Below are 14,435 nucleotides of genomic sequence, written 5' to 3' on the forward strand. Positions count from 1 at the left end.
TGAGGACGGGACTGACGGAGCTTAGCTCATTGTTACCTATACTCACAATGAACTTGCTCCTGATATTGTTCCCGTATGACCTCCCCCGATCCCGTGACCGCCTCCGATACCGACGACGGCCCGCTCGCCGAGCAGCTGCTGCGGTTCACCCGGCGTGTGCACCGGATCCAGAAACGGCACATCGAGCAGTCCGGGCTGGGTGTCACTCCGGCCCAGTCCCGGCTGCTGCGCACCCTCGCGCACTATCCCTCGCCGCCCCGGATGGCCGACCTCGCCGAGCGCCTGGAGGTGGTCCCGCGGGCCGTCACCTCGCTGGTCGACGGGCTGGAGGCTAGCGGCAAGGTGCGCCGGGCGCCGGATCCGACGAACCGGCGGGTGATCCGGATCGAACTCACGGACGACGGCTTGAAGGCGCTGCGGGCGCTGCATGGGGCGCGCCGGTCGGCGGCGCAGGAGATCCTGGCGCCGCTGACTGATGAGCAGCGCGCGGTGCTTGGGGGGCTGTTGGACACGCTGGTGGACGGTGAGGGGCGCTGCTGAGCGTCAACCCTGCGGTGCGGGTGGGGTGCGGGGCAGCCTGCTGAGCGTCATGGCAACTGCCGTACGGCCGGTGGCGGCCGGCCGTACGATCGTCAACTGGCCTCTGAGACCGACTCCTTGGCCGGCTGCTCGGCCGGCTCCTTGACCGGCTTCTCGGCCGGTTCCGTGACCGGCTTCTCGGCCGGTGCCGCCACTTCCCCGTCCAGGGTCCTCTTCGCCTGGGCCAGGTCCAGCGCCCCCTCCCAGCGGGACACCGCGAACACGGCGACGCAGTTGCCGAGCAGGTTCGTGACGACGCGCATCGAGTCCATGATCCGGTCCACGCCCAGCAGCAGGGCGACGGCGCCCGCCGGGATCGCGCCGAGCGAGGAGGCGGTCGCGGACAGGGCGAGGAAGGCCGAACCGGGGATGCCCGCCATGCCCTTGCTGGTCAGCATGAGCACCAGGATCACGGTGATCTGCTGGCCGAGACTTAGGTCGACGCCCACGGCCTGCGCGATGAACAGCGTGCCGATGGAGAGGTAGAGCGAGGCGCCGTCGAGGTTGAAGGAGTAACCGGTCGGCAGCACCAGGCCGACGGCGTCGTCGCGGGCACCGGCCTTGCGCAGCTTCTGCATCACGCGCGGCATGACGGACTCGGTCGAGGCGGTGCCGAGCGCGAGGAGCATCTCCTCGCGGATGTAGCGCAGGAACTTCCAGAGGCTGAGCCCGGTGAGCACCTTCAGGGCGACGGCGAGGAGCGCGATGAAGAGAGCCGCGGCGGCGTAGCACAGGACGATCAGCTTGGCGTAGGTCTCGATCACACCGAGGCCGTACTGGCCGATCAGGACGGCCATCGCGCCGAACACGGCGATCGGGGCGAGACGCATGACGAAGCCGACGATCGCGAAGATGATCTCCTGGGCCTGCTCGATGGCGGGCAGCACCTGCGGCACCTTGGTGTGGCCGAGGTGCAGCAGCGCGGCGCCCACCAGACAGGCCAGGATGAGGACTTGGAGCAGGGAGTTCTCGGCGAAGGCGCCGATGAAACTGGTGGGCAGCGCCTCCAGGGCGAACTCGGTCGTCGACGGCAGTGAACCGCCGCCCGTCTTCGCGTCCACCGCCGAGGAGTCGAGGGTGGCCGGGTCGACGTTCATTCCCGAGCCCGGCTGGACAACGTTGGCGGCGAGCAACCCGATCAGCAGTGCGAGGGTGCTCGCGACCTCGAACCAGATCAGCGCCTTGAGCCCGATCCGGCCAAAGGCCTTGAGGTCACCGGCTTTTGCGATGCCGACGACGACCACACAGAACACCAGCGGCGAGATGATCGTCTTGATCAGCCGGGTGAACCCGTCGCCGAGCGGCTGGAGTTCGGCGGCGAAGCCGGGCCACAGCTTTCCTACGGCGATTCCGAGCACGAGCGCGCAGGCGACCTGCGCGAAGAGAGAGGTACGCAGTATGCGTGCGACGCGTCGCGGCAGGGACGGGACGGACGGCGGCACGGGCACTCCTTGGGGACGAGCGGCGGCGCACAGAAGCCGGGGCGGTACTTCTGCGATACGGAAAGCGGCTTCCGTGGAGATCACTTTGGCCGTGCTGTTGATCGCGCAGAAAACCGCCGCGTTGCCGCCGTGTAAATCACGCCTCCCGTGACGCGTCGCACACCACTGGGCTCAGCCCGGCCTCAGCAGACCTCGCGGTCCTCCGTGAGCACGCCCTGCTCGGTGGCCAGCGAGCGGTCGTAGCAACCGCCGGAGATGTGCGAGCCGTACAGCCGGTAGCGCTCGCTCGACGTGCCGACCGCATGGCGCTGATCGCGCGGGACGTTCACGGTCCAGGTCGCGTCACCGGTGTAGGTGTCGTCGAGCCTTGACCAGGCGGTGCGCCGCCCGTCGCTCGTGGTGGCGGCCGAGGCCCGGTCGCCGAGGGTCAGCACGGTGCGCAGCCGGTCGTCCGCGCCGAGCGTGGTGGTGCCGTCCATCGTGTACGTCCGTTGCGTGCGCGTCGTCTTCGCCGGTCCGCGTCCGTCTACCGTGACCGACTCGTCGTCGCGCCAGGTCGCGTCGAGTGCGTCCATGGTCTCGCCGTCGGTCCAGCGATGGGCGGAGGTGTGCGCCAGCGACCGGCGGACGGTGGTGGTCACCCGACCGTGCGAGGTGTCGACGTATCCGGCGACGGTCAGCCGGTGCCCGCTCTCGGTGTCCACCTGGTGCTCCGAACCGGGCGTGTGGGTCGAGGAGTTGGTGAGCCCCTTGTCGTGGTGCGCGGTGAGCGCTCCGCTGACGTGTGCGCGGCCCTCGTCCTGCCAGACGAGGACGTTGACGGGGGCGCTCCAGCCGGGCCGGCCTTCGGGCAGTCCGGCGACGGAGATCTGGATGTCGTGCGGCCGACCGTCGTTGAGGATCCCGGCGAACGGCGTCAGGTCGTATTCGATCGGCTTGACATCGAAGGCGCGCGGCCCCGGAACGACGTACCAGAGGAAGGGGTTTGACCAGCCGCCGGTCCACACATGCGGGAACGGCGCGGCGACACCGGCCAGTTGGCCGTCCACCCTGATCTGCACCTCGCGGTAGGGGCCATCGGCGGCCTGGCAGGAGTACGGCGCCGAGTCGGGCACCGTCAGATACCAGTACTCCTCGCAGCCGCCGCCGGATCCGGTGGCGTACACCTCGGCGACGATGCGTTCGCTGTTGCGCGGGGTGGTGAGGGTGGTGCCGTCGGTCAGGGGGAGGACGCGGTCGGGGGTTTGGGCGGTCTTGCCGGTGTAGAAGGTCAGGGTGACCTTCACGTCGATGATCCCGGTGTAGGTGTCGTCGACGACATTGCCGATGAGCATCTCGACGTCCTGGCGCTCGCGGAGGGTGTCGCTGTAGCGCGTGACGTCCTTCTCGACGGACCATGCGATGCCGTCCGGTGAGGGCTGCGGGGTCGACGTACGGAAGATCTCGACCCCACCCACGCTGACATGGCCGAGGCGGTCGTACTGGCGGCCCTTGACCTTGCCTTCGAGGCGCAGCACGACCTTGTTCCAGCGGTCGCCACAGCCCTCGGGCGGGGTGTACGTCCCCCGGTACGGCGTGAAGTCGCGGAACTGCGCCTCGGCCAGGGTCACTTGGCAGGATCTGGTGTCCGGGGCGGTGACGGGCGGGGCGGCGGTGACCGGGTCGTGCCAGTCGGAGCCGAACTCGGCGGGGACGTCGACGTGTTGGGCGGACGCGGGGTTCGCCCCGAGGAGCGTGCTCGCCAGGAGGGTCGCTCCGGCGAGCATGGACATGACGATCCGTCTCTTCATGGCCGTGTTCTACGGGGGTGTTGGGGGACCGCGCAATGGGGCCTCGTACGACGTCATGTCCGGGGCGTGCGGAGTCCCTGGGTCCGGTGGGGCCGATGGTGACAGCCGGATCGTCTCGCCCATGTGGAAAACCGCTTGCTTCCGACCACGCTGCGACGCGAACCTGTCACGGTTTGCTGCCGCCGAAAGCGGTGGCTGCCTCCCTCCTACCCCCGACCCGAGCCACTGGGACGTCATGCAGATTCAAGACCTTCCGTATCCCGACCCGGGCGTCCCGGACGCCCGCTCGGGGCCCCGCTTCCTGTGGTGGCTCTTCCGAAACCAACTCGGCGGACAACTGAAGGCCCTGGCCTGGGGCCTGCTGCACTTCGTGTCCGTCGCCTCTCTGCCGTTCTGTGTCGGACTCGCCATCCAGGCCGTCGTGGACCGCTCCGGCAGCCGGCTCGCGATCGCCGGCGGGCTGCTGGCGCTCGCCTGCGCCGGCAACGCCCTCGGCGACACCTTCCTGCACCGCGCCGCCGTCACCAACTGGATCGGCGCCGCGGCCCGCGTCCAGCAACTGCTGGCCCGCAAGGCCGCCCTGCTCGGCTCCGCGCTGACCCGGCGCGTCGCGGCCGGCGAGGTCGTGGCCGTCTCCACCGGTGACGTCGAGAAGATCGGCTGGTTCGTGGAGGCCGTCTCCCGGTTCACCGCGGCCGCGGTCACCATCGTGCTGGTCTGTATCGGCCTGGTGATCTACCAGCCCGCGCTCGGCGTGGTCGTCGCGGTGGGCCTGCCCGTCCTGGCGCTGGCGGTCCTGCCGCTGCTGCCCCGGGCGACCCGACGAGCCGACTTCCAGCGCGAGAAGGCGGGCCGCGCCACCGAACTGGCCTCCGACACCGTCGCGGGCCTGCGCGTACTGCGCGGTATCGGCGGCGAGGAACTCTTCCTCGACCGCTACCGCAGCGCCTCCCAGGAGGTCCGCCACGCCGCCGTGCGCAGCGCCAGGATGTGGGCCCTGATCACCGCGATCCAGGTACTCCTGCCGGGCCTGCTGCTGATCGCGGTCGTCTGGTACGGCGTCCATCTCGCCCGCGACGGCCGTATCGCCGTCGGTGAACTGGTCACCGCCTACAGCTCGATCATGCTGCTCACCTACCCTCTGCGGCACTTCGAAGAGATCGCCATGGCCTACTCCTTGTCGCGCCCCTCGGCCCGGCGGGCCGCGCGGGTGCTGTCGCTGGAGCGAGCCGTGGACGACCGTGGCACCGACGGCTCGCGCGCGGCGGACCTGCCGTCCGGCGATCTGTACGACCCGGCCACCGGACTGCTCGCGCCCACGGGCCGGTTCACCGCCGTGGTGTGTGGTGACCCGGACGCGGCCGGACGGCTGGCCGAGCGGCTCGGTGGCCACCCCTCCGAGGCCGGCACCTCGGTCCGGCTGGGCGGGGTGGCGCTGGACGAACTGCCTCTCGACACCGCGCGCACTGCAGTCCTCGTCCAGGACAAGGACCCGGTACTGCTCTCCGGCACCCTGCGCGAACTGCTCGACGTACCCAAGTCGGGCGCGGTCGGCTCGACGGAGGCGCTCGCGGCGGCGCAGTGCGAGGACGTACTGGCCGCGCTGGCCCAGGGTTCGCTCGACGCAGCGGACCCGATGGACGCCCTCATCACCGAACGCGGCCGCTCCCTGTCCGGCGGCCAGCGCCAGCGCCTGGCACTGGCCCGGTCGCTGGTCACGGATCCGGAGGTGCTCGTCCTGGACGAACCCACCTCTGCCGTGGACTCCCACACAGAGGCACGGATCGCGGGTGGCCTGCGGGATCTGCGCGAGGGGCGCACCACCGTGGTGTTCACCTCCTCCCCGCTGCTCCTGGACCGCGCCGACCGCGTCGTCCTCGTGCACGAAGGCGAGGTCACAGCGGTCGGGATGCACCGGGAGCTGCTGCACAAGGAGCCGTTGTACCGGGCCGTGGTGACTCGGGAGACGGATGAGGAAGCGGCGCTGCGCGACGCGGCACGGGTGGACGGGGACTCCCGGCTGGACGGGGATTCGCGACGGGCCGGGGATTCACGACGGGCCGGGGACTCGCGACTGGACGCACTGGAAGAGATCGAGGAGAGCGCATGATCGGCGTGGCGCCACCGGCCTACGACCCCGCGGCCCCGACGACGGCGAACACGCTGCCCGTCGGCGCCCCGGCCACCGTACGCGCCTACGTGATCGAACTGTTCCGCCGGCACCGCCGGGCCTTCCTGATCCTGATCGCCGTCAACACGGCCGCCGTCATGGCCTCCATGGCGGGGCCGTGGCTGCTCGGCGGCCTGGTCGAGCGGGTGTCGGACGGTGCGCTGGAGCTCCATCTGGGGCTCACCGTCTCGCTGTTCCTGGTCGCGCTCGTCATCCAGGCGGTGTTCGTCCGGGAGGTCCGGCTGCGCGGCGCGATACTCGGCGAGCGGATGCTGGCCGACCTGCGCGAGGACTTCCTCGTCCGGTCCGTCGGGCTGCCGCCCGGCGTGCTGGAGCGCGCCGGGACCGGCGATCTGCTGTCCCGGATCACGACCGACATCGACCGGCTCGCCAACGCCATGCGCGAAGCCGTGCCCCAGCTGGCGATCGGCGTGGTGTGGGCGGCGCTGCTGCTGGGCGGACTGGTGATCACGGCGCCGCCGCTGGGCGCCGCGGTGCTGGTCGCCGTACCGCTGCTGGTCGTCGGCTGCCGCTGGTACTTCAAGCGGGCGCCCGCCGCCTACCGCTCGGAGGCCGCCGGGTACGCCGCCGTGGCCGCCGCCCTGGCCGAGACGGTGGACGCCGGCCGCACGGTCGAGGCCCACCGGCTCGGCGAGCGCCGTATCGACCTGTCCAAGCAGCGGGTCAAGGAGTGGACGGCCTGGGAGCGCTACACGCTCTGGCTGCGGTCGGTGCTCTTCCCGGTCATCAACGTCACCCATGTCACCGTCCTCGGCTCGGTCCTGATGCTCGGCGGCGTGTTCGCCCTGCAGGGCTGGATCGGGGTGGGCGAGCTGACCACGGGCGCGCTCATCGCGCAGATGCTCGTCGATCCGGTGGGCCTGATTCTGCGCTGGTACGACGAGCTCCAGGTCGCCCAGGTGTCGCTGGCCCGCCTCGTCGGCGTCCGGGACATCGAGCCGGACGCCGGGGACGCCTCGCTCGCTCCCGACGGACGCGACGTGCACGCCGACCGGGTGCACTTCGGCTACGTCGACGGCGTGGACGTCCTGCGCAAGGTGTCCCTCGAGGTGGCCCCCGGCACCCGTCTCGCGCTGGTCGGCCCGTCCGGCGCGGGCAAGTCCACGCTGGGCAGGCTGCTCGCCGGCATCTACGCGCCCCGGGAGGGCCGGATCGCCCTCGGCGGTGCGGAGCTGTCCCGGATGCCTGCCGAGCGGGTCCGCGAGCACGTGGCCCTCGTCAATCAGGAGCACCACGTCTTCGTGGGTTCCCTGCGCGACAACCTGTTGCTCGCCCTCCCCCACTCCCGGCTCCCGTCGAGTGCGGGGGCGCCGGACGACGCCGTCGACGCCGAGCTGTGGGCGGCGCTCGGGGCGGTGGACGCGGACGGCTGGGCACGCGCCCTCGACGACGGCCTGGACACCGAGGTCGGCTCCGGCGGCTTCGCCCTGACCCCGGCGCAGGCGCAGCAGATCGCGCTGGCCCGACTGGTGCTGGCCGACCCGCACACCTTGGTCCTGGACGAGGCGACGTCCCTGCTCGACCCACGGGCCGCCCGCCATCTGGAACGCTCCCTGGCCCGCGTCCTGCACGGCCGCACGGTGGTGGCCATCGCCCACCGCCTGCACACCGCCCACGACGCCGACGTCATCGCCGTCGTCGAGAACGGCCGGATCAGCGAGCTGGGCAGCCATGACGAGCTGGTCGCGGCGAAGGGGGCGTACGCGGCGCTGTGGCGGTCCTGGCACGGGTGAGGTGAGGGGGCGGTCCTGGTAGAGGGCGCGGGGTGCGTGTGACGTGGGGCGGTGAGGGGTCTTCCGGCTCGGGGGCGCGGACCTGGGTCGGCGCGGGTGCTCTCCCGTCCCGCGGGGCGTGGAACTGGGGCGGCGAGGCTGGTCTCCCGGCCGGCGGGGCACCGACGCGGGTCGGCGAGGCTGGTCTCCCAGTCGGCAGGGCACCGACGCGGGTCGGCCAGGCTGCTCTCCCGGCCCGCGGGGCGCCGACCAGGGTCGGCAAGGGTGACTTCCTGGCCCTAGGACCACGGACCCGGGTCGGCGAGGGTGACCTCCGCGACCGGGTCCACGGTCGGCGGGCATGCGTGCGCCCGGTTGGCGCCGCGGCCCGTCGGCCCTGCCGCCCCGCCCTCGCGGCGCCGGATTTCCCGGCCGGAGACCGGCTCCCGCGGGCGTCTCGGCGACGCCCCGGCCTCGTGGCGTTGCGCTGGGGCGAACAGGGGTGGAAGGCTGGATAGCGGCACCGGTTCGGGGAGCACCCGGGAAGCATGCGGCAAGCGTCGGGCGCAGCCAGTGTCCCGCGCGCCGGCCCGTCGTCGATCGCGGTGACGACGGGCTCGTCCCCACCCACTGGAGGTACCCGTGAACAGCGCCGACGGATGGGGTGACGACGTCTACCAGCCCGACGCGTCCGAAGTCCAGGACGACGCGGGGCTGCTCGACGCCGAGGACACCCTGGACAACGACGGCGTCGGCGACCCTCTCGACCGGGGCTGGTCCCCGCCGGAGCGACCATGGGCGGTGGAGCGCAGCGGTGTGACGGCCGCCGAGCGCCACCAGGGCGAGACGCTGGACCAGCGGCTCGCCGAGGAGCTGCCCGACCTCGAGACTCCCGACGGCGACGGCATCGGCGACGTCGAGGGCACCGACGGCGAACTCCTCGACAACGAGGTCGGCGCGGCCCGCTCCGGCCGGCTCGTCGCCCCCGACGAGGGCGCGCACGAGGACGAGGAGAGCGCGCTGGTCGCCACGGACGTCGGTATCGACGGCGCCGCGGCCTCGGCCGAGGAGGCCGCCATGCACATCGTCGACGAGGACGCCCTGTCCGGCTGAAGCAGCCGGCACAGCGTTCTGCGAGGAGCCTTCATGCAGCAGGACAAGCACCCCGACTACCACCAGGTCGTCTTCCGGGACCGCGCCGCCGGGTACGCCTTCCTCACCCGGTCCACCGCGACCAGCGGCGAGACCATCGAGTGGGACGACGGCGAGACCTACCCGGTCGTGGACGTGGAGATCTCCTCGGAGAGCCACCCCTTCTACACCGGCAAGGCGCGGACGGTGGACACGGAGGGCCGCGTCGCCCGCTTCGAGCGGCGCTACGGCGGCGCAGGCGCCGACGACTCCTGACGGGGCCGCGCCGCCCTCGCTCAGATCACGTTGAGCGCCGCCGCGCAGCCCACGCCCCCGAGCAGCATGAACACGGGCATCAGCACCTTCAGCTCCACCCAGCTGCCCGCCCGGAAGCGCATGGCCTTCGGCGGGCCGATCGGGTACCAGCGCTTGCGGCCCACCGGGATCGGCCACAGGATCGGGCAGCCCGACACCGTCAGCGCGTCCCCGATGTCGTGCACCAGCGCGCCCAGCACGATCGGCAGGCCCAACCACAGATACTCCTGGCCCGGCGCCGTGAACAGCCAGTCCGCGCCGTTGCCCGGCTTGTCCAGCACGCCCGCGAGGATCCACGCACTGGTCGCCGCCAGCAGCCACACCAGCACGTCGGCGCTGGAGCCACGGGTCGCCCGCCACAGCAGGCCCTCGATGGCGAGCACTATGTGCGCGAAGAGGATGCCCAGCACCGCCCAACGCCCCCCGGTGATCGCCAGCACCGAGGCGCCGGCGCCGATCAGGACCGCCCACAGCCAGGTGTGCGTGAGCGTGCGGTGGCCGCCGGAGCGGCGCGGGTCGCCCTGCTTCCTGGTCGCCTTGTAGACGGCGTAGGAGAGCTTGTCGACGATCTCGCACAGCCCCCGTGAGAGCGGCCCGAAGGCCCGGGAGATGGTGGCCGCCTTGTGGTCGAGGTCCGGGGCCAGAGCCGCGCCGGCGCAGATCAGCGCGCCGACCAGGACGACGGGCCAGGGCATCGGACGTCCGGCCGCCGCGGCCGCCGCCCCTACGCCGAGCCAGGCCGCGGCGCCCGACAGTGAGTGTGCTGGTCCCATCATGGCCGTTGCCCGCCCCATTCCTCGTGTGCCGCTGTCCAGTTGACGGTGTGCGCTGACGTGTCGTCGGCGACACAGCGTAGCGTTCGCGATCTTCGTGTGGGCAGCCGATTCCCCCGTCGGCCGGGACGCCAGGCAAGATGGGTGGGTGACCCTCATCGATCAGCTGCCGCCGACCGCCGACCCCGACGCCCTCTACGAAGCCTTCGAGTCGTGGGCCGAGGAGCGCGGCCTGACCCTCTATCCCCACCAGGAGGAGGCGCTGATCGAGGTGGTCTCCGGCGCGAACGTGATCGTGTCGACGCCCACCGGCTCCGGCAAGAGCATGATCGCGGCGGGAGCCCACTTCGCCGCGCTCGCCCGGGACGAGGTCACCTTCTACACGGCTCCGATCAAGGCGCTGGTGTCGGAGAAGTTCTTCGAGCTGTGCAAGATCTTCGGCACCGAGAACGTCGGCATGCTCACCGGCGACGCGTCCGTCAACGCCGACGCCCCGGTCATCTGCTGCACCGCGGAGGTCCTCGCCTCGATCGCGCTGCGCGACGGCAAGCACGCCGATGTCGGGCAGGTCGTCATGGACGAGTTCCACTTCTACGCGGAGGGGGACCGCGGGTGGGCCTGGCAGATCCCGATCCTCGAACTGCCGCAGGCGCAGTTCGTGCTGATGTCGGCCACGCTCGGCGACGTCTCGATGTTCGAGGAGGACCTCACCCGGCGCACCGGCCGCCCGACGGCCGTGGTCCGCTCGGCGACCCGTCCCGTGCCGCTGTCCTACGAGTACAAACTCACCCCGCTCACCGAGACGCTGACCGAACTGCTGGAGACCAAGCAGGCGCCGGTCTACATCGTGCACTTCACGCAGGCGCAGGCCGTGGAGCGGGCGCAGGCGCTGATGAGCATCAACATGTGCACGCGCGAGGAGAAGGACCAGATCGCCGAGCTCATCGGCAACTTCCGCTTCACCACCAAGTTCGGCCGCAACCTCTCCCGTTACGTCCGGCACGGCATCGGTGTCCATCACGCCGGCATGCTGCCCAAGTACCGCCGGCTGGTGGAGAAGCTCGCCCAGGCCGGTCTGCTGAAGGTCATCTGCGGTACCGACACGCTGGGCGTGGGCGTCAATGTCCCCATCCGCACAGTGCTGTTCACGGCGCTGACGAAGTACGACGGCAGCCGTGTCCGCACCCTGCGCGCCCGTGAGTTCCACCAGATCGCGGGCCGGGCCGGTCGTGCGGGCTTCGACACGGCGGGCTTTGTCGTCGCCCAGGCACCCGAGCATGTCATCGAGAACGAGAAAGCGCTGGCCAAGGCCGGCGACGATCCGAAGAAGCGCCGCAAGGTCGTCCGCAAGAAGGCGCCCGAGGGCTTCGTCGGGTGGACGGACAACACCTTCGAGAAGCTCATCGGCTCCGAGCCGGAGCCGCTCACGTCCCGCTTCCGGGTGACCCACACCATGCTGCTGTCGGTGATCGCCCGGCCGGGCAACGCCTTCGAGGCGATGCGGCATCTGCTGGAGGACAACCACGAGCCGCGCAAGCAGCAGCTGAGGCACATCCGGCGCGCGATCGCCATCTACCGCTCGCTGTTGGACGGCGGCATCGTCGAGAAGCTCGACCAGCCGGACGCCGAGGGCCGTATCGTCCGGCTCACCGTCGATCTCCAGCAGGACTTCGCCCTCAACCAGCCGCTGTCCACCTTCGCGCTGGCAGCGTTCGAGCTGCTGGACCCGGAGTCGCCTTCCTACGCCCTGGACATGGTGTCCGTCGTGGAGTCCACCCTGGACGATCCCCGGCAGATCCTCGTCGCCCAGCTGAACAAGGCCAAGGGCGAGGCCGTCGCCGCGATGAAGGCCGACGGCGTGGAGTACGAGGAGCGCATGGAGCGCCTCCAGGACATCAGCTACCCCAAGCCCCTGGAGGAGCTGCTCTTCCACGCGTACGACACGTACCGCAAGAGCCACCCCTGGGTCGGTGACCATCCGCTCTCGCCGAAGTCCGTCATCCGCGACATGTACGAACGGGCGATGTCCTTCACGGAGTTGGTGTCCCACTACGAGCTGGCCCGCACCGAGGGCATCGTGCTGCGCTACCTGGCGAGCGCCTACAAGACCCTCGACCACAACATCCCGGACGATCTGAAGTCCGAGGACCTGCAGGACCTGATCGAGTGGCTGGGCGAGATGGTCCGCCAGGTCGACTCCAGCCTGCTGGACGAGTGGGAGCAGCTCGCCAATCCGGAGGAGATGACCGCGGAGGAGGCCCAGGAGAAGGCCGACGAGGTCAAGCCGGTCACCACCAACGCGCGCGCCTTCCGTGTCCTGGTCCGCAACGCGCTGTTCCGCCGGGTCGAGCTCGCCGCCCTCGACCATGTCGAGGAGCTGGGCGAGATGGACGCCGACGCAGGCTGGGACGCGGACGCCTGGGGCGAGGCCATGGACAAGTACTGGGACGAGTACGACGACCTCGGCACCGGCCCCAATGCCCGCGGCCCGAAGCTCCTGGTGATCGAGGAGGAGCCGGCGAACCGTCTGTGGCGCGTCCGCCAGATCTTCGACGACCCGAACGGGGACCATGACTGGGGCATCAGCGCGGAGATCGACCTCGCCGCCTCCGACGCGGAGGGCCGCGCGGTGGTCCGCGTCACCGACGTAGGCCAGTTGTGAGCACAGGAGAATCCCACCCATGACGACGAATCCGGCCGAGAGGCTCGTCGACCTGCTCGACCTGGAGCAGATCGAGGTCAACATCTTCCGTGGCCGCAGTCCCCAGGAGTCCCTGCAGCGGGTCTTCGGCGGGCAGGTGGCGGGCCAGGCGCTGGTCGCCGCCGCGCGCACCACGGACGGCGACCGTCCGGTGCACTCGCTGCACGCGTACTTCCTGCGCCCGGGCCGGCCGGGCGTTCCGATCGTGTACCAGGTCGAACGGGTGCGGGACGGGCGGTCGTTCACGACCCGCCGGGTCACCGCAGTGCAGCAGGGCCGCACGATCTTCAATCTCACCGCCTCCTTTCACAAGCCTGAGCAGGGGAGCTTCGAGCACCAGCTGCCGCCGGCCCGTAAGGTCCCGGACCCGGAGTCGCTGCCGACGGTCACCGACGAGATCCGGGAGCATCTGGGCGCACTGCCGGAGCAGTTGGAGCGGATGGCTCGCCGCCAGCCCTTCGACATCCGCTATGTGGACCGGCTGCGCTGGACGCCCGAGGAGGTCAAGGACGCCGAGCCGCGCAGCGCGGTGTGGATGCGTGCGGTCGGGCCGCTCGGGGACGACCCGGTCGTGCACACCTGCGCGCTGACCTACGCCAGTGACATGACCCTCCTGGACGCCGTGCGCATCCCGGTCGAACCCCTGTGGGGCCCGCGGAGTTTCGACATCGCGTCGCTGGACCACGCGATGTGGTTCCACCGGCCGTTCCGCGCGGACGAGTGGTTCCTGTACGACCAGGAGTCGCCGATCGCCACGGGCGGGCGTGGTCTGGCCCGTGGGCGGATCTATGACCTCCAGGGACGGCTGCTGGTGTCGGTCGTCCAGGAGGGGCTGTTCAGAGCCCTGTAGGTCAGGCGCTTCTGCGGCGCAGCCAGCCGAGCAGTCGGTGCGGGGGCCGGGGTTCGTCGGGTACCGGCGCGGGGGTGGCCGGCTTCGCCGTGGGGCGCGGCGCGGGCCGGTGCTCGCGCGCCTCGTCCACCGCCTGTGCGAGGTCGGCCCGCAGCCAGCCGATCTCGTCCGCGTCGTCCGCCGTCATGATCTGCTCGCACAGGCGCGCGGCCGGTGAGCCCGGTGTTCCGTGCGCGGGCGGGCCGGGCCGGAAGCGGTTCAGATGGGAGCGCTCGTAGGGGTCGGTGACGATCTCCGCGATCTGGATGGGGTCGAGGAAGGCTGCCACGGCTCCGGCCTGCTGCCACGGGTCGTCGGTCTGCCGCAGCAGGTATCCCAGATGGCGTCCGCGCCAGTTGCGCGGGCGCAGATCCAGGCCGGCCTCCAGTTGGTCGCGCAGCCCTTCGGGGGTACGCGCCTTCAGCAGCGGGGTGTTCTCCTCGTCGGCCGCGAACTGCCTCAGTTCCTCGGCCAGATACATCCAGACCACGGCCCGGTAGCGGTTGAGATAGAAGGTCACGGGCACCACCAGGCCGAGGCGGGCGAGGCGGGTGAACCGGCCGGGTGGCACCTGCATCAGGGTGGCGCCTTCGGTGGTGCCAACGGTTCGCACCCGCTCCAGCAGCGACTCGGGGAAGCCGTCCGAGGCCCGCACGCGCTCGATCTCGGAGCGGGCGACGCGGCGGGCTCCGCCTCCTCCTTCGTCGGGCACGGTCCGGATGTGGCCGAGGTGGACGGCGAGGTCGAACTCGCGTCGCTTCAGCCCCAGTTCCCGGGCGGCGCGTCCTGGCGTGCAGGAGGTGCCGTGCGGTTGTGTGATCGTGTCGCCTGTCATGGTCGCTCTCCCCCGTGGAGTCGGATGCTCACGCTGTGTGCGTTCGCCGTGACAGAACCGTAGCCAATCCGGCCGAT

General features: G+C 71.0%; 11 protein-coding genes. 7 read left to right on the top strand and 4 right to left on the bottom strand.

Going from position 1 to position 14,435, the window contains the following annotated elements; all coding sequences use genetic code 11:
* Positions 1 to 75: 75 nt before the first annotated feature.
* A complete protein-coding gene (locus OHT76_RS05900; protein WP_328869679.1) occupies positions 76 to 540 on the top strand; it encodes a MarR family winged helix-turn-helix transcriptional regulator in 465 nt (154 codons plus the stop codon).
* A 92-nt stretch (positions 541 to 632) separates the two neighbouring features.
* On the opposite strand, the gene OHT76_RS05905 is transcribed toward OHT76_RS05900, so the two are convergent.
* On the bottom strand, positions 633 to 2,021 hold the full coding sequence (locus OHT76_RS05905; protein WP_328869680.1) for a cation:dicarboxylate symporter family transporter: 1,389 nt from the start codon (positions 2,019 to 2,021) through the stop codon (positions 633 to 635).
* 182 nt (positions 2,022 to 2,203) lie between these two features.
* Complete coding sequence (locus OHT76_RS05910; protein WP_328869681.1) at positions 2,204 to 3,811, bottom strand: peptide-N4-asparagine amidase; 1,608 nt, start codon at positions 3,809 to 3,811, stop codon at positions 2,204 to 2,206.
* 235 nt (positions 3,812 to 4,046) lie between these two features.
* Here OHT76_RS05910 and OHT76_RS05915 point away from each other — a divergent pair, with 235 nt between their 5' ends.
* From OHT76_RS05915 to OHT76_RS05930, 4 genes are all read left to right on the top strand, one after another.
* Positions 4,047 to 5,921: an ABC transporter ATP-binding protein gene (locus OHT76_RS05915; protein WP_328869682.1), complete on the top strand. Its 1,875-nt coding sequence runs from the start codon at positions 4,047 to 4,049 to the stop codon at positions 5,919 to 5,921.
* Positions 5,918 to 7,735: an ABC transporter ATP-binding protein gene (locus tag OHT76_RS05920; protein ID WP_328869683.1), complete on the top strand. Its 1,818-nt coding sequence runs from the start codon at positions 5,918 to 5,920 to the stop codon at positions 7,733 to 7,735. Before OHT76_RS05915 ends, OHT76_RS05920 begins: the two co-directional genes overlap by 4 nt.
* Before the next feature lie 621 nt (positions 7,736 to 8,356).
* Positions 8,357 to 8,827, top strand: a complete 471-nt coding sequence (locus OHT76_RS05925) for a DUF5709 domain-containing protein (RefSeq protein WP_328869684.1) — start codon at positions 8,357 to 8,359, stop codon at positions 8,825 to 8,827.
* 33 nt (positions 8,828 to 8,860) lie between these two features.
* Positions 8,861 to 9,121 carry a type B 50S ribosomal protein L31 gene (locus OHT76_RS05930; protein ID WP_328869685.1) on the top strand — a complete coding sequence of 87 codons (261 nt, stop codon included), beginning with the start codon at positions 8,861 to 8,863 and terminating at the stop codon, positions 9,119 to 9,121.
* Positions 9,122 to 9,141: 20 nt separating this feature from the next.
* Here the strand turns inward: OHT76_RS05930 and OHT76_RS05935 are convergent, their stop codons facing one another.
* Positions 9,142 to 9,936: a metal-dependent hydrolase gene (locus OHT76_RS05935; protein ID WP_328869686.1), complete on the bottom strand. Its 795-nt coding sequence runs from the start codon at positions 9,934 to 9,936 to the stop codon at positions 9,142 to 9,144.
* A 145-nt stretch (positions 9,937 to 10,081) separates the two neighbouring features.
* On the opposite strand from OHT76_RS05935, the gene OHT76_RS05940 reads away from it, so the two are divergent.
* Complete coding sequence (locus tag OHT76_RS05940) at positions 10,082 to 12,595, top strand: DEAD/DEAH box helicase (RefSeq protein WP_328869687.1); 2,514 nt, start codon at positions 10,082 to 10,084, stop codon at positions 12,593 to 12,595.
* Between the two features lie 19 nt (positions 12,596 to 12,614).
* A complete protein-coding gene (locus tag OHT76_RS05945; protein ID WP_328869688.1) occupies positions 12,615 to 13,484 on the top strand; it encodes an acyl-CoA thioesterase in 870 nt (289 codons plus the stop codon).
* 1 nt (position 13,485) lies between these two features.
* Here the strand turns inward: OHT76_RS05945 and OHT76_RS05950 are convergent, their stop codons facing one another.
* The gene (locus tag OHT76_RS05950) at positions 13,486 to 14,358 is read right to left on the bottom strand and encodes a DUF6397 family protein (protein WP_328869689.1); all 873 of its coding nucleotides are present in this window, start codon (positions 14,356 to 14,358) and stop codon (positions 13,486 to 13,488) included.
* Between the last annotated feature and the right edge of the window lie 77 nt (positions 14,359 to 14,435).

The organism is Streptomyces sp. NBC_00287 (assembly GCF_036173105.1).
GTDB lineage: Bacteria > Actinomycetota > Actinomycetes > Streptomycetales > Streptomycetaceae > Streptomyces.